Annotated in this window: 12 protein-coding genes and 1 pseudogene; 2 read left to right on the forward strand and 11 right to left on the reverse strand. The window is 65.2% G+C overall.

The window, feature by feature from the left end; genetic code table 11:
- Positions 1 to 123: 123 nt before the first annotated feature.
- Both choW and PKKP23_RS13120 read right to left on the reverse strand, forming a co-directional pair.
- On the reverse strand, positions 124 to 1029 hold the full coding sequence (choW, locus tag PKKP23_RS13115; protein ID WP_017775570.1) for a choline ABC transporter permease subunit: 906 nt from the start codon (positions 1027 to 1029) through the stop codon (positions 124 to 126).
- Positions 1022 to 2390, reverse strand: a pseudogene (locus PKKP23_RS13120) (quaternary amine ABC transporter ATP-binding protein); the annotation flags it as partial. The pseudogene PKKP23_RS13120 and the gene choW, both read right to left, overlap by 8 nt.
- 384 nt (positions 2391 to 2774) lie before the next feature.
- Between PKKP23_RS13120 and PKKP23_RS13125 the strand changes: the two are divergent.
- Entirely contained in the window at positions 2775 to 3698 is a 924-nt protein-coding gene (locus PKKP23_RS13125; protein WP_126877200.1) for a sterol desaturase family protein, read from the forward strand.
- A 63-nt stretch (positions 3699 to 3761) separates the two neighbouring features.
- Here the strand turns inward: PKKP23_RS13125 and rhaS are convergent, their stop codons facing one another.
- From rhaS to PKKP23_RS13155, 6 genes are all read right to left on the reverse strand, one after another.
- Complete coding sequence (gene rhaS / locus PKKP23_RS13130) at positions 3762 to 4769, reverse strand: rhamnose ABC transporter substrate-binding protein (protein ID WP_017775567.1); 1008 nt, start codon at positions 4767 to 4769, stop codon at positions 3762 to 3764.
- Between the two features lie 141 nt (positions 4770 to 4910).
- The gene (locus PKKP23_RS13135; protein ID WP_126877201.1) at positions 4911 to 5930 is read right to left on the reverse strand and encodes an ABC transporter permease; all 1020 of its coding nucleotides are present in this window, start codon (positions 5928 to 5930) and stop codon (positions 4911 to 4913) included.
- On the reverse strand, positions 5923 to 6999 hold the full coding sequence (locus PKKP23_RS13140; RefSeq protein WP_126877202.1) for an ABC transporter permease: 1077 nt from the start codon (positions 6997 to 6999) through the stop codon (positions 5923 to 5925). Before PKKP23_RS13140 ends, PKKP23_RS13135 begins: the two co-directional genes overlap by 8 nt.
- Positions 6996 to 8531 carry a sugar ABC transporter ATP-binding protein gene (locus tag PKKP23_RS13145; RefSeq protein ID WP_420873221.1) on the reverse strand — a complete coding sequence of 512 codons (1536 nt, stop codon included), beginning with the start codon at positions 8529 to 8531 and terminating at the stop codon, positions 6996 to 6998. The genes PKKP23_RS13140 and PKKP23_RS13145 overlap by 4 nt, the downstream gene beginning before the upstream one ends.
- Positions 8532 to 8594: 63 nt before the next feature.
- The gene (locus PKKP23_RS13150; RefSeq protein ID WP_126877261.1) at positions 8595 to 9515 is read right to left on the reverse strand and encodes an amidohydrolase family protein; all 921 of its coding nucleotides are present in this window, start codon (positions 9513 to 9515) and stop codon (positions 8595 to 8597) included.
- A 32-nt stretch (positions 9516 to 9547) separates the two neighbouring features.
- Positions 9548 to 9862 carry an L-rhamnose mutarotase gene (locus PKKP23_RS13155; protein ID WP_126877203.1) on the reverse strand — a complete coding sequence of 105 codons (315 nt, stop codon included), beginning with the start codon at positions 9860 to 9862 and terminating at the stop codon, positions 9548 to 9550.
- Positions 9863 to 9993: 131 nt separating this feature from the next.
- Here PKKP23_RS13155 and PKKP23_RS13160 point away from each other — a divergent pair, with 131 nt between their 5' ends.
- The gene (locus tag PKKP23_RS13160) at positions 9994 to 11025 is read left to right on the forward strand and encodes a LysR family transcriptional regulator (protein WP_126877262.1); all 1032 of its coding nucleotides are present in this window, start codon (positions 9994 to 9996) and stop codon (positions 11023 to 11025) included.
- On the opposite strand, the gene PKKP23_RS13165 is transcribed toward PKKP23_RS13160, so the two are convergent.
- The 3 genes from PKKP23_RS13165 to PKKP23_RS13175 form a co-directional block, all read right to left on the reverse strand.
- Positions 11019 to 11801, reverse strand: a complete 783-nt coding sequence (locus PKKP23_RS13165; RefSeq protein ID WP_126877204.1) for an L-rhamnose 1-dehydrogenase Lra1 — start codon at positions 11799 to 11801, stop codon at positions 11019 to 11021. The genes PKKP23_RS13160 and PKKP23_RS13165 overlap by 7 nt on opposite strands.
- Positions 11802 to 11875: 74 nt before the next feature.
- Positions 11876 to 13054: an L-rhamnonate dehydratase gene (gene rhmD, locus PKKP23_RS13170; protein ID WP_126877205.1), complete on the reverse strand. Its 1179-nt coding sequence runs from the start codon at positions 13052 to 13054 to the stop codon at positions 11876 to 11878.
- Between the two features lie 57 nt (positions 13055 to 13111).
- Entirely contained in the window at positions 13112 to 14461 is a 1350-nt protein-coding gene (locus PKKP23_RS13175; protein WP_176048965.1) for an MFS transporter, read from the reverse strand.
- Positions 14462 to 14481 lie beyond the last annotated feature (20 nt).

Genomic DNA, 14481 nt, shown 5'->3' on the forward strand with positions numbered 1-14481 from the left:
CAGGCACGGGTTGGGCCACGCGCCGCACGAAACGTGCGGCGCGCTTGTCTGCTGGAACGATCTTCTATTGCTAAATGGCAGGTGCGGAAGGTCAGGCAGGTGTGGCGACTGCCGCCGCCAACCTCAGCTCTGCGCGGCCATCGGCTGGTCGCGGCGCACGCGCATCACGTTGCGCAGGCCGGCGAAGCGCGGCGCGGGTGCGGAACCCGGTGTGCGACCGAAGCTTTCCGTGATGCGGTCCAGAATGATGGCGAGCAGCACCACCGAGAGCCCGCTCTCGAAACCGAGCCCGATATCGAGACGTTGAATACTCGCGAGCACGTCGTTGCCGAGGCCGCCCGCGCCCACCATCGAGGCGATGATGACCATGGAGAGCGCCATCATGATGGTCTGGTTGACGCCCTGCATGATGGAGGGCAACGCGCTCGGGAATTGCACCTTGTAGAGCAGCTGCCACGGCGTGCAGCCGAACGCCTGGCCCGCTTCCACGATTTCGCGATTCACGTGGCGAATGCCGAGGCTCGTAAGGCGCACCGCGGGCGGCATGGCGAAAATGACCGTGGAAAGAATGCCCGGCACGCGGCCCAGACCGAACAACATTGCAGCCGGAATCAGGTAGACGAAGGCCGGCATGGTCTGCATCAGGTCGAGCACGGGACGCACCACGAGGGCGACGTGCCGGTTCTTCGCAGTCCAGATGCCAAGCGGAATGCCGAACACGAGACTGATGAGCGTGGACGACAGCGTGAGGCCAAGCGTGACTACCGTCTGGTCCCAGAAGCCCGTGGCATAGATGAGCAGCAGCGAGAGCGTGACGAAGATCGCAAAGCGCCAGCCCACGCGCCACAGGCCGATGCCGATGAAGAGGGCCATCATGGCCCACATCGGCACAGCTTGCAGGCCGTGTTCGATCAGCGCGGCGAAGCTCTCGATGCCCTTGCCGATGGCGTCGAACGTGCTGGCGTCGTGGTCGAGCAGATAGTGGACGGAGTCGTCCACCCACCGGCCAAGCGGAATGATCTCAGACATGGGAACCTCGGCTGCGCGTGAGCACCTTCAACACAACGGATTGATTGACGGAACCGCAGTAGCAGCCCTCGTCGTCGACCACGGGGAGCGCCGTCGCGCTCGCGCACACGCGCGACACGACCTGTTCGAGCGATGCACCGCGCGAAATGGGTTCGAGCTGACGCAGCGCAGGCGTCGCGGTGCCCAACGCGTCGCGCGTAACGAAGCCGCGAATCTTGCGCGCCTCGTCGAGCACGAACGCGTAGTCCGCACTGCCGTTGAGCGACTCGGCCACGCTCGACGCATCGAGATTGCGCACGAGCGGCACCGCGTTGGTCTGCATGAGATCGCCCGCCGTGAGATAGCGGCTCGTGTCCACGCCTTCGAAAAACGCGCGGACGTAGTCGTCGGCGGGCTGGCTGATGATTTCCTGCGGCGTGCCGATCTGCACCACGCGACCGCCTTCCATGATGGCGATGCGGTTGCCGATGCGCAGCGCCTCTTCGAGATCGTGCGAAACGAACAGGATGGTGCGGCGCTGCTCCTTCTGCAATTGCAGCAGCACGTTCTGCATTTCCTTGCGCTTGAGCGGATCGAGCGCGGAGAACGCCTCGTCCATGATCATGAGCGACGGATTCACGGCAAGCGCGCGGGCGAGACCCACGCGCTGCTGCATGCCGCCCGACAGTTCGGAGGGCAGCTTCTGGGCGAACGCCGCGAGACCCACCTGCTCGAGCACCTCGAGCGCGCGCCTGTCGCGTTCCTTGCGCGACACGCCGGCCACTTCCAAACCGAACGACGCGTTGGCGAGCACGGTGCGCTGCGGCATGAGCGCGAACGACTGGAACACCATGCTCATGTCGGTGCGGCGCAGCGCGATGAGTTCGGAACGGCGCACGGCGGCCACGTCGCGGCCGTCGATCAGCACCTTGCCCGCGGTGGGCTCCACGAGTCGGTTGATAAGACGGATCAGCGTGGATTTGCCGGAGCCCGAGAGGCCCATCAGCACGAAAATCTCGCCTTCCGGCACCTCGAACGACACGTCCTGCACGCCGACCACCTGACCGGTCTTCGCGAAGATGTCGTCCTTCGTTGCGCCGCCCGACAGCATATCGAGCGCGAGTTTCGGATTGTTGCCGAAGACCTTGTACAGCCCTTCGACCACGACTTTTGGGGAATTCATTGAATTCATCTCCTCGTCGGGCAGGCGTCGGCCCGCTCACAGTGTGCATACATGGTTGCCAGAAAAAACCCCTGTGGGCCGACGATTTACGACAAACGCTTGCGCAAATGCGACACATGCGCAAAGCGAACAGCCGTGCGGTGAAGCGCAAAGGCTTGCCGGATAAGGCTTTGGCGGGTCTGGGCGAAGCGTGGCGCCGGACGGCCGCGCGGGCGGCGCTACGCGGGCCAATGTCGGAATTTGTCGGATCGGCGTCCGATTGGGCACACCGGCCGGCACGCCTCGCCGGCCTGACGAATCAGGGTTGTCCCTGGTCTGCCGGCCGCGCCTGGCCTGCGCGGCATCGGAGGCGCGCCATCGCCCTTTCGCGTTACCCGAAAACTACCACCCAACGCGCGCCCTGCCATGACACCCCGCGACATAGTTTTCGCATGGTTTTTAACCGTGCCGATGGCTACATTGCCGCTCAAGGAACGCGAACGGTGCCGTGCACAACGAAGCAACCGGCCGCTGCGCGAGTCCACGAGCCGGCATTGCCCGTGCCGCCCCACATCGCTTTATCGCAGTCCGTCAGGTCGACATCATGTTATCTACCGAACAATTCACGCTCCTGGGCCTTGCCGTTTCGGCGGTCGTCGTCAGCGCATCGCTTGTGGAAGCAGGCGTACTCAGCATCAGGAACCGGCACACCGATACGCCGTTCGACTGGCACGAATTCATGCTCTCGCTCGCGGACCTGGTGGGCCGCAAGCTGATCGCGCTGTTGCCGCTACCGCTCACCACCGCCGTTCTCAATGTCGTGTGGCATTACCGCATTCACACGTTGGCGCTCAGCAGCGTCGTCGCGGTACCGCTGCTCTTCCTCGTCCAGGAGTTCTGCTACTACTGGTATCACCGCGCGTCGCACCGCATCCGTTTCCTCTGGGCCACGCACGCGGTGCACCATTCGCCGAACCAGCTCACGCTCTCCACCGCATTCCGGCTCGGCTGGACAGGCAGACTCACCGGCGCCGTGCTGTTCTTCACGCCGCTCGTCTGGCTCGGCATGCGGCCCGAAGTCGTGCTGGCCACGCTCACGCTCAACCTGCTCTATCAGTTCTGGCTGCACACCACGTGGATACCGAAGCTCGGCTGGCTCGAGTACGTGTTCAACACGCCTTCCGCGCATCGCGTGCATCACGCGTCGAATCTGGCTTATCTGGATGCGAACTACGGCGGCGTGCTCGTGGTGTTCGACCGCCTGTTCGGCACCTATGTGGAGGAGCGTGCCGAGGAACCGTGCCGCTACGGGCTGGTTACGCCTACGCGCTCGCACAACCCGTTCGTCGTGGAACTCGAACATTGGGCGAGCCTCGCACGCGACATCGCGTCGGCAAAGGATGTGGGAACGGCGGCGGCGTATCTGCTGCGCCCGCCGGGCTGGAAGCCCGGCGGTGCAAGTGAAACGACGGAAGACCTGCGCCGGCGTGCCGGCATGAAGACAGCAGTAGCGGCCGGCGCGGATTGAGGGGCGAGTGCGTGTCCGCGGGGCCGCGGGGCCGCAACCGCCACGCGCTGAGAAGCCCTGCGATCAGAAGTTGAAGTTGTCGATATTGGCCGCGTCGAACGTGGTGGGCGGCCCGAGAATGACTTCGCCGCTCTTGCCGATGGTCCGCTTGCCGAGCTTGCCCGCCTCGAACGATTCGCCTTCCTTGCCGGTGATCGTGCCCGAAGCCAGGTTCGCTGCGGCATAGGCGGCGAGATAACCGAGCTGGCCCGGATCCCACAGCTGGAACGCCTTCACGGTGCCGTTCTTCACGAACGCGCGCATCTGGTTCGGCGTGCCGAGACCCGTCACGGCCACCTTGCCCTTGCTCGACGACGAGGAGATGTAGCGCGCCGCCGCGGCAATGCCCACCGACGTGGGCGCCACGATCGCCTTGAGATTCGGGTACGCCTGCAGCAGCCCCTGCGTTTCCACGAACGACTTCTGGTCGTCGTCGTTACCGTAGGCGATCTTCACGAGCTTCATCTTCGCGTACTCGGGCTTTTTCAGTTCTTCCTGCATCCACTTGATCCACGTGTTCTGGTTCGTGGCGTTCGGCGTGGCCGACAGAATCGCGAACTCGCCCTCGCCGCCCATCAGTTTCGCCACGAGTTGAATCTGCCCGCGCCCGATGCTCTCCGCGTTCGCCTGGTTCACGAACAGCGTGCGGCCTTCGGGCGCCGTGTCCGAGTCGAACGTGACCACCTTGATGCCTTGCGACATGGCGCGTTTCAGATACGGCACGAGCGCGTTCGCGTCGTTGGCGGCGATCACGATGGCGTCCTGGTGCTGCGTGGTGAGCGTGTTGATGTACTGCACCTGCGACGAAGCACCGGCATCCGACGGCCCCACCACCTTGCCGTCGCCCTTGAACTCCTTGATGGCGGCCATGCCGCCGTCGTCGGCAATGACCTCGTACGGGTTGTTGATCTGCTTCGGAACGAACGCGATCTTGAGCCCATCCTTGATACCGGCGGCGCTTGCCAGCGCGCTGGTTCCGAGAAGCGCCGCGCACAGCAGCGCGGCACTGGCCTGACGTAATGATCTCGACATGAAGCGTCTCCTCTATTGACCGGACGGGTGTCCGGAGTTGTTGATGTTTCTGGTGCGGTGCGCGGTATTGCGGCTGTGTATTGCGGCTGCGCATTGAGTCTATGTATCGACTCTGCGTATTGCGCCCGCACTGCGGGCACTTCAGTTCGAGCGCGCGAGCAACCGCCTGTCGCGCATCGCCCGCATACGCGCCGCGAGATTTGGCACGAGCACCGATGCGAGCAGCAGCGCGCCCGTGACGATGGTGAGCGTTTCGCTCGATACGTCGACGAGCGTCAGCGCATTGCGCAGCACGCCTACGATCAGGAGCGAGAGCAGCACGCCGTACATCGATCCGCGTCCGCCGAAAATGCTGACGCCGCCGAAGAGAACGGCCGCGATCACCGAAAGCTCGAAGCCTTCGCCGTTGTCGCCGCGTGCGCTCGTGAAGCGCAGCGTGTAGACAATGCCCGCGAGCGCGCTCATGGCCCCCGAGAGCACGAAGAGGCGCAGCCGGATCTTCGCGACGTCGATGCCCGAAAACGCCGCTGCGGTGGCATTCGCGCCGATGGCGAAGAGGCTGCGCCCAAACGCGGTGGTCTGCAGCAGCACGGTGAACAGCACCGCCGCGGCGATCACGATCAGAAACGGCAGCGGAACGAACGTGCCGCCCAACGTGTTCATGCCGAACAGCGTCCATGCCTGCGGAAAATCGGCCACCGCCTGGTCGCCCAGCAGCACGTAGGCAAGTCCCCGAAAGAGCGCGAGCGTGCCGATCGTCACCGCAAGCGAAGGCAAGTTGAGCTTCACGATGACGAGCCCGTTGATGAGCCCCGCGAGCGCGCCGAAGACGATGACGAGCGCCACCACTGCCGGCATCGGCAACCCCATGTGCCAGAGCACGCCCATCAATGCGCTCGATGCGCCGAGTACCGACGCCACGGAAAGGTCGATCTCGGCGGCCACGATGATGAGCGTCATCGGCAGCGCCATCAGCGCGACTTCGGTGAGGTCCGCCAGCACATTGCCGAGATTCGCGCCGGAGAGAAATACCGGCGACAGCACGCGCCCCAGTACGAGGCAAAGCACGAGAATCACCGCGAGCAGCATTTCCCAACTAAGCGCAACAGTGCGGCTGCGCGTGAGCAATCCGGAATCCGGCTTGACCGCTGCCTTAGCCATGGTCGCGTTTCCTCATCATGCGTTTGGCGACGGAGCGGGCGAGCAGCGTATCCGCGGCGATGGCGGCCACAATCAACGCGCCTTCAATGGCCTGCTCCCAGAACGGCGAGACGTGCAGCACGACGAGCGCAATGCTGATCACGCCCAGCACGAGCGCGCCCAGCGTGGCGCCGAGTATCGTGCCCACGCCGCCCGTAATCGCCACGCTACCCACCACGGCGGCCGCCACGACCTGAAGCTCGATGCCCTTCGCGGTGCTCGCGTCCACGGTGCCGAAGCGCGCGAGCCACAGCGCGCCCGCGAGCCCCGCGATGCTTCCCGAGATCAGGAAGCCCGTCATCACGCGCCGCTCCACGTTCACGCCGGCAAGGCGCGCGGCCTCGGGGTTCGAGCCGATCGCGTAGTACTCGCGGCCGGGGCGGAACTGCTTGAGATACACGGCGAGCGCGAGCAACACGAACGCGGAGAGCAGCACCAGCGTGGGCAATCCGAATACGGCACCCGTGGCGAGCCGCGAAAACGCGTCCGGCAGGCTCGTGGCATTGATCTGTCCGCCGTGCACCCACGCGTAATCCGCGCCGCGAAAAATATAGAGCGTGGAAAGCGTGGCGACGAGCGACGGCACGCGGCCCACCGCGACGAGCAGCGCATTGATCGCCCCGCCCACGAAGCCGATGCCGATCCCCGCCGCGAGCGCAACGACCACCGGCATGTGCGGAAACGCGACGTACAGACTGCCCACGGCGTACGCGCTGATGCCGACCACCGACCCCACCGAGAGATCGATATGCCGCATCAGGATCACCACGGTCATGCCCGCCGTGAGCAAGGCCACAATCGAAACATTGAGCAGCACGTCGCGCAGATTCTGCAGATTGAGAAACTGCGGCCGCGCGAGCGCCGTGCCCACGATCAGCAGCACGAGCACGATGAAAAGTGTGGTTTCGCGGCTCTTCGCAAGCACGCCGACGATGCCGCCCGGCGCGCCGCGGCTGGCAATCGCAGCGACCTTGGCCGCGCCCTCGGCATGCGGCAGCGAATGACTGGGCGTGGTCGAATGGCGCATCATGCGGCCCGCCCCAGATGAATGTCGCGCTCGCCCAGCGCCGCGCTCATGATCCGCTCTTCGGTTGCTTCCGCCCGCGCGATGGCGGCCGTGATGCGCCCTTCGTGCATCACGAGCACACGGTCGGCCATGCCCAACACCTCGGGCAGCTCGCTCGAAATCATCAGCACCGCCATGCCCTCGCGCACGAGTTCGGCGAGCGCGCCGTACACCTCGGCCTTCGCGCCCACGTCGATGCCGCGCGTGGGTTCGTCGATGATGAGCACGCGCGGCCCCGTAGCGAGCCATTTGCCGAGCACCACCTTCTGCTGGTTGCCGCCCGAGAGCGTGCCCACTGGTGCGTTGAGGTCGCCGGCCTTGAGTTGCAGCCGCTTGCCCCACTGGCTTGCGAGCTGCATTTCGCGGCCCGCCGAAATCAGACCGTGGCGTACGAGCCTACCAAGCACCGTCATCGACGCGTTGCGCGCGATGCTGAGTTCCAGCGCCAACCCCTGCTGACGGCGGTCTTCGGGCACGAGCGCGAGGCCCGCCTTGACGGCCGCCGCCGGCCGCCCCGGCGCGAGCGGCTTGCCCGCAATGCGAATCTCGCCGGCATCGAGCGGGTCGATGCCGAAGATGGCACGCGCCACCTCGCTGCGCCCCGCGCCCACGAGTCCCGCGAGGGCCACGATCTCGCCCGCGCGCACCTCGAACGAAATGTCCTTGAACACGCCGATGCGCGTGAGGCCGCGCACCGCGAGCAGCACGTCGCCAGGCGCCACGTCGGCCTTCGGATAGAAGCTTTCCAGATCGCGGCCCACCATCTTCGCGACGATCGCGCCCGTGGAAAGCTCGCCGGTGGGCGCGTCGAACACCTTTTCGCCGTCGCGCATGATGGTGACGTGCTGCGTGAGCGCGAACACCTCTTCGAGCCGGTGCGTAATGAACAGAACGGCCACGTCGCGCTCGCGCAGCTTGCGCACGATGGCGAAGAGCCGTTCGACTTCCGGCAGCGAAAGCGCGGCAGTAGGTTCGTCCATGATCAGCACGCTCGCGTTCAGCGAGAGCGCCTTGGCGATCTCCACCACCTGCTGGTCCGCGATGGAAAGCCCGCGTACGAGCTGCTCAGCCGTCAGTTCGACGCCGAGCGAAGCGAGCAGCGCATCCACTTCGCGGTGCATGGCGCCGTAGTCGATGCGCCCGAACCGGTCCACGGGTTGACGCCCCATGTAGATGTTCTCGGCGATCGAGAGGTCGAAAAATAGTGTGGGTTCCTGATAGATCACCGCGATGCCGGCGTCGCGCGCTTCACCGGGTGTCGCAAAGCGGCACACGGTGCCGTTCATGCGCAGTTCACCGCTATCGGGCTCGTGCACGCCCGCGAGAATTTTCACGAGCGTCGATTTGCCCGCCCCGTTCTCGCCCAGCAACGCGTGCACTTCGCCGGGCCACAGCACGAGGCTGCCGTCGATCAGCGCGCGCACGCGGCCGAACGACTTGCTCGCCTGGCGTAGCTCGAGGCGCGGCACGCGGCCGTCATGTCCTTTCGTCTCCAAACCGTGTCTCCATGTTGGGGCCGTCGTGTTGCTCTCGTGTTATGCGCGGCCTCGGCGTGCTGCTCAAATCCGATAGATCTTTTCCGCATTGGTGCGAAAGAGCGCGGCCCGCTCGCTTTCGCTGGCACCGCTCACGATGTCCGCATATGCCCGCCACAACGCGCCATACGAACCGAACAACCGGTCCACCGGAAAATTCGAGGCAAACATGGCGCGCTCCACGCCGAACGTGTCGAGCGTTTGCAGCACATAAGGGCGCAGGCTTTCCACGGTCCATTCGTGATCGAACATCGCGAGCCCGCTGATCTTCACGGCCACGTTCGGGCACGCAGCCAGCGCGCGCATGCCTTCACGCCATGCGCGATAGCCGGCCACGCTGTTGCGGTCCACGAACATGCCCGCGTGATTCACGATGACCGGAATGTCGGGATGCGCCCGCGCAAGCGCCGCAGCCTCTTCCATCTGTGACGGATACAGTTGCAGATCGAACGAGAGCCTGTGTCTGGCTAGCAGCGCGAAGTGACGACGCCACGTGTCGTCGCGCAGGTAGTGGCGCCCCACATAGTCGTAGAGCGGGTTCGCGTGCACGTTGAGAATCTGGCGGATGCCGCGCGTGTTGGCGAACGCGGCGTGCGCGGCGAGAATCTCGGGCGCGTCGGGGCGGCTCAGGTCCGCCGCGGCCACGATGCCGTTGGGCCAGCCTCGGCCTGCACGGCCCTCGTGCTCGCGCGCATCGTCGGCGAGCGATTGCAGCCAGCGCGTTTCCTCCACCGGATCCGCAGGGTCGTGATTCGCCTCGACGTGCACGACCTTCAGCACTTCGAGGCTGCCTGTCTCGTCAGCATCACGCACGAGGTCGGCTACGACATAGTTGTGCGCAAGCTCGCGTGCGTCGCCAACGAACGAAACGCCCGGTTTCGCGAGCCACGGGTAATGGTGCGTATCGATGTCCCAGAAATGAACGTGCGGATCGACAACCTGCAAGGTCTGCGGCATGGCGCTCTCCCTTGGTCCGTTCAGGGCAGGTGGAACAGCGGTTCGAGCGACGTTTGCAGCGGCGCGCCGTCGGGCGCGGTCTGCATGATGTCGGCCATGTAATCCCACCATTTGCGCATAATGGCGAGCTCCGGAAGCTGCTCCATGGTGTGGCCCGCGCGGCGCTTGAGCACGGCGAAGAGATGGTGGGTGCTTTCGTCGAAGAAAATCCAGTAGTCGCTGATGCCGGCTTCGCGCAGCGCGTCGGCAAGCGCGGGCCAGATCTCGCGATGACGTCGCTCGTATTCGTCGCGTTGACCGGGGTTGAGCACCATCCGGAAGGCGATAGTCTCCATGCTCTGTTTCTCCTCACGTGCGGGTTTTGGCGGGCCCGGCGCCGTGTTTTGAGCGACTATAATTCGTGCACCGATAGCCAACCAATCCGTTGTTGGGATCGGCCGATCCACAAACCGAATCGCACATGGCCATGAACCCTCAGGCAGTGGCAGTCGCGCTCGTCAACCGGCTCAAATTCAAACACCTTGCACTGCTCGTCGCGCTCGACGACGCACGCAACGTCCATCAGGCCGCCGAGGCCGTCAACGTCGCGCAGCCCAGCGCGAGCCGCATGTTGAGTGACATCGAAGAGGCATTCGGCTTTCGCCTTTTCGAGCGCAGCGCGCGCGGCATCGAACCGACGACGCTCGGCACCGTGACCCTCGCCTACGCGCGTCGCGCGCTCGCGGAACTCACGCGCTTTGCCGAAGACCTCGACGTGAAGCGCAAGGGCGGGCACGGGCAACTCACGGTAGGCGCCATCATGGGCGCCGCACCCGACGTGCTCGCCATGGCCGTGGCCGCGCTCAAGACCGAACGCCCGTTGCTCAACGTGCGCATCCTCGGCGAAACCAGCGACCAGCTCGTGCAGCTCCTGCATCGTCGCGAAGTGGATCTGGCGCTGGGGCGCCTCACCACGCCGCTGCAACATAACGACTTCCACTTCGAACCGCTTGCACGCGAACCGCTGCTGCTCGTGGTGCGCGCACGTCATCCGCTGGCGCGCAGCACGAGCGTGACGCTGCCCGAACTGGTGGACTGGCCCTGGGTCGCGCAGCCCATTACGAGTCCGGCACGCGTGCTGTTCGAAGAAGAGCTTGCGCGCGCGGGGCTCGCTACGCCGGTGAATCTGACCGAATGTGCGTCCGTGTTCGCCACGCTCCAGTTGCTCGAAAAATACGATGCGGTTGCGATGCTGCCGGAATCGGTGGTGCGCGACCACGTGCGCGGCAAGCTGCTCGTGGCGCTGCCGCTCGAAATCGGCAAGAGCCTGCCCGGCTTCGGCGTGCTCACACGCAAGAACGAGCCGCTCGCCGAACCGGCCGAACACTTCGTGAGCCTGCTGCGCCGCTTCTCGCAGCCGCTCGCCGACGCACGCACGGGCGACCCTTCCAGTGCGTCGGCCGGGCACGTCTATGAGGGCGTTGCGGCGCCCGGCGCGTCTTCGCTGCCGGTTCACTGAAGATTGACGAAGAGGCCGCCGTCCACGAGCAACGCGGCGCCGGTCACATAACGCGCGCGGTCGGAGGCGAGAAACACGACGCAGTCGGCCACGTCTTCCGGCGTGCCCAGGCGGCCCAGCGGAATGCGCTTTTCGAAGTAAGCGCGCTTCGTATCGTCGGCGAGATCTTCTGCGTTGAGGTCCGTCGCGATGGTGCCCGGCATCACCGAATTGCATCGGATCCCGAACGGACCCAGCGCGATGGCGCACGACTGCATCAGTGAATGCACGCCGGCCTTGGTGGGCGTGTAATGCGTCTGCATGCCGCCGCCCACGAGCGCACTGATGGAACTGGTGGCCACGATCGCGCCGCCCGTGCCCTGCTCCTTCATCTGCCGCGCCACGGCCTGGGTCACGTAGAACGCGCCGTTCAGGTTCACGCCCACGGTGCGTTCCAGCACCGAAGGCGGCATGTCGAGAAACGCATGAAACGGGCAGATGCCCGCGTTGCTCGCGAGCACGTCCACCTTGCCGAACGATTCCACGGTGTGACGCACCAGATCGATGCCTGTCTGCGGTGCGGCCACGTTACCCTCGATGGCAATCGCGCGGCGGCCCAGCTTCTCGATCTCGGCCACTACTTCCGAGATGGCCGTGCGGCGGCCGTACGAGGCGTCGTTGTCACCCCAGTAGTTGATCGCGACATCGGCGCCTTCGCGCGCACTCGCTAGTGCAATCGCACGGCCAATGCCGCGCGAACCGCCGGTGACAATCACCACCTTGTCCTTGAGCAGCACATTGTTCTCCTTGCGAGGATGGGCATTTCAGGCCCTATCTGAAGGCCTCATTGCAATGCACTTCGACACACCCGTCAATGCGTATGCGGCCGTTCGAGCGCGCATTCCGGATTCAGCCGCACGCCGAACCCCGGCGTATCGGGCACCTTCATGCGGCCGTTCACGGGAACAGGTTCGTCGAGCAGGAGCGGCGTGAACATCGGCACCACCTGGTCGGCCTTCGGCGCCATCATCAGGAACTCCGAGAACGGCGAGTTGTGGCGCGTCACGACGAAGTGATAGCTGTACACGGACGACCCATGCGGCACCACCATCACGTTGTGCGCATCCGCCAGCGCCGAAATCTTGATGAGTTCCGTGATGCCGCCGCACCAGCCCACGTCGGGCTGGATCAGGTCGCAGCAGCCCATTTCCAGCAGCATACGAAAGCCCCAGCGCGTCGCCTCGTGCTCGCCGGTGGACACGAGCATGCCGCGCGGCACGTTGCGGCGTAACTCCGCGTAGCCCCAGTAGTCGTCGGGTGGCAGCGCTTCCTCGATCCATTTGAGGCCGTACTCGTGCGCGGCCTGCGCGAGTCGCGTGGCATAGCGCACGTCGAGGCTCATCCAGCAGTCGTACATCAGCCAGAAATCGTCGCCCACGCGATTACGCATGTCCGCGAGCTTCTCGATGTTCTGCCGCAAACCCTCCTCGCCTTCCGCGGGGCAGTGCTGCAACGGCAGCTTGCCGCCGATGAAGCCCATCTGCTTCGCGAGATCCGGGCGCGCGCCCGTGGCGTAGAACACGAGTTCGTCGCGCACGGGGCCGCCCAGCAGCTGATACACGGGCTCTTCGCGAATTTTCGCGAGCAGGTCCCACAGCGCGAGGTCCACGCCCGAAATCGTGTTGAGCACCACGCCCTTGCGGCCGTAATAAAGCGTGGCGTAGTACATCTGATCCCACATCTTCTCGATGTCGGTTACAAGCTGGCCTTCCAGAAAACGCGCGAGGTGCTTTTCGACGATGAACGCGCCCATCTCACCGCCCGTCGTCACGCCGAAGCCGACGCTGCCGTCGCTCGCCTCGATCTCCACCACCAGCGTGCCGAGCACGTTGATGCCGAACGACTGCCGGCTCTGCCGGTATTCGGGATAGCGCGCCATCGGCGTGGCGATGTGGTCGTCTATCCAGTGCCCGTCGCCCTGGTCGTGATAGTCTGCGCCGCCGCCGCGAACGATGAAGGCACGCACCTGCTTGATGGTGGGCATGGCCATGGGTAGTCGCTCCCTTTGCTTGATGAGCTTGTTCGATGAACTCGCTTGATGATGAGATCAGCGCGCGCGGTGGGCGCGCGGCTCGAAGGTATCGGGTGTGGGCCCGGCTTCGCGCGGCACCAGCGTGCCGACCAGCAGCGCCGCGACAAGGCTCGCCGCTCCGAGCACGGCGAGGCCTGCGGCTGAGCCGCTCGCCGGCGTACCCGCTGCCGCAAGGTTCTGGACCAGCGCACGCAGACTGGGCGCGATGAAACCACCCAGGCTGCCCAGCGAATTGATGAGCGCGATGCCGCCCGCCGCAGCCACGCCCGTGAGATAGCGCGTGGGAAACGTCCAGAAAAGCGGCTGCGCGGCGATAAAGCCGCTCGCGGCACAGCACAGCGCCAGCAGTGCGAGCAACGGGTTGTGCGTCGTGCCCGAGAGCGCAATGCCCAGCCCCGCAAGAACGAGCAGCGCGACGGCCCACCCGCGGTGCGAGCCCGTACGATCGGCATGGCGCGGCACGATCCACGTCACCGCGAGCGCGCACAACCACGGCACCGCCGTGACGAGTCCAACCTTCAGACCCACGCGCGTACCGAGCAACGACGCCACCTGTTGTGGCAGAAAGAAGATCACGCCATACACGCTCACCTGGATCAGCGCATAGATGCCGGCGAAGAGCAGCACGCGTGCGTTGAACAACGCAGCGAGCACCTGCTGCGGGCCGTGGGCGGCGGCATGGCGCGCATCGCGCTCCACCGCCTCCGTCAGCACGCGGCGCTCGGCATCGTCGAGCCAGCGCGCGTTGGCGGGCTTGTTGTCGAGATACCAGAACGCCCACACGCCCACAGCCGAGGCCAGGCCGCCTTCGATCAGGAACAGCCACTGCCACCCCGCGAGTCCGACGAGGCCGTGCATGTCGAGCAACAGCCCCGAGAGCGGGCTGCCGAAAATGAACGCAAGCGGTGCGCCGAAATAGAAGACGCCGATGGCACGGCCGCGCGCCGACTGCGGAAACCAGTGCGTGAGGTAATAGATGATGCCGGGAAAGAAGCCCGCCTCGGCCACGCCGAGCAGAAAGCGCAGCGCGTAGAACGACGTAGGCGTGCTCGCGAAACACATCGCGCTCGAAACGAGGCCCCACGTCACCATGATGCGGCACATCCATGCGCGCGCGCCCACGCGATGCAGCAACAGATTGCCTGGCACCTCGAACAACGCATAGCCCGCGAAAAACACGCCCGCGCCGAAGGCGAACGCCGCGTCGGAAAGACCCGTGTCGTGTTGCAACGCCTTCTGCGCGAAGCCCATATTCGCGCGATCGAGAAACGCGAGCACGTACATGAGCAACAGGAACGGCAGCAGCCGGCGCATCGCCTTGCTCACGATGCGATCCACGGACGGCATTGAAGTCGTCGGGTTCATCTTGTTTCCCCTACGTCTGA

Source organism: Paraburkholderia kururiensis JCM 10599 = LMG 19447, assembly GCF_003986935.1.
GTDB classification, from domain to species: domain Bacteria; phylum Pseudomonadota; class Gammaproteobacteria; order Burkholderiales; family Burkholderiaceae; genus Paraburkholderia; species Paraburkholderia kururiensis.

Excerpts from the sequence above, each read along its gene's own strand:
- choW (WP_017775570.1), bottom strand. The coding sequence starts at position 1,029 with ATGTCTGAGATCATTCCGCTTGGCCGGTGGGTGGACGACTCCGTCCAC.
- PKKP23_RS13135 (WP_126877201.1), bottom strand. The coding sequence starts at position 5,930 with ATGGCTAAGGCAGCGGTCAAGCCGGATTCCGGATTGCTCACGCGCAGC.
- rhmD (WP_126877205.1), bottom strand. The coding sequence starts at position 13,054 with ATGGCCATGCCCACCATCAAGCAGGTGCGTGCCTTCATCGTTCGCGGC.
- PKKP23_RS13175 (WP_176048965.1), bottom strand. The coding sequence starts at position 14,461 with ATGAACCCGACGACTTCAATGCCGTCCGTGGATCGCATCGTGAGCAAG.
- PKKP23_RS13140 (WP_126877202.1), bottom strand. The coding sequence starts at position 6,999 with ATGATGCGCCATTCGACCACGCCCAGTCATTCGCTGCCGCATGCCGAG.
- PKKP23_RS13160 (WP_126877262.1), top strand. The coding sequence starts at position 9,994 with ATGAACCCTCAGGCAGTGGCAGTCGCGCTCGTCAACCGGCTCAAATTC.
- PKKP23_RS13125 (WP_126877200.1), top strand. The coding sequence starts at position 2,775 with ATGTTATCTACCGAACAATTCACGCTCCTGGGCCTTGCCGTTTCGGCG.
- rhaS (WP_017775567.1), bottom strand. The coding sequence starts at position 4,769 with ATGTCGAGATCATTACGTCAGGCCAGTGCCGCGCTGCTGTGCGCGGCG.
- PKKP23_RS13155 (WP_126877203.1), bottom strand. The coding sequence starts at position 9,862 with ATGGAGACTATCGCCTTCCGGATGGTGCTCAACCCCGGTCAACGCGAC.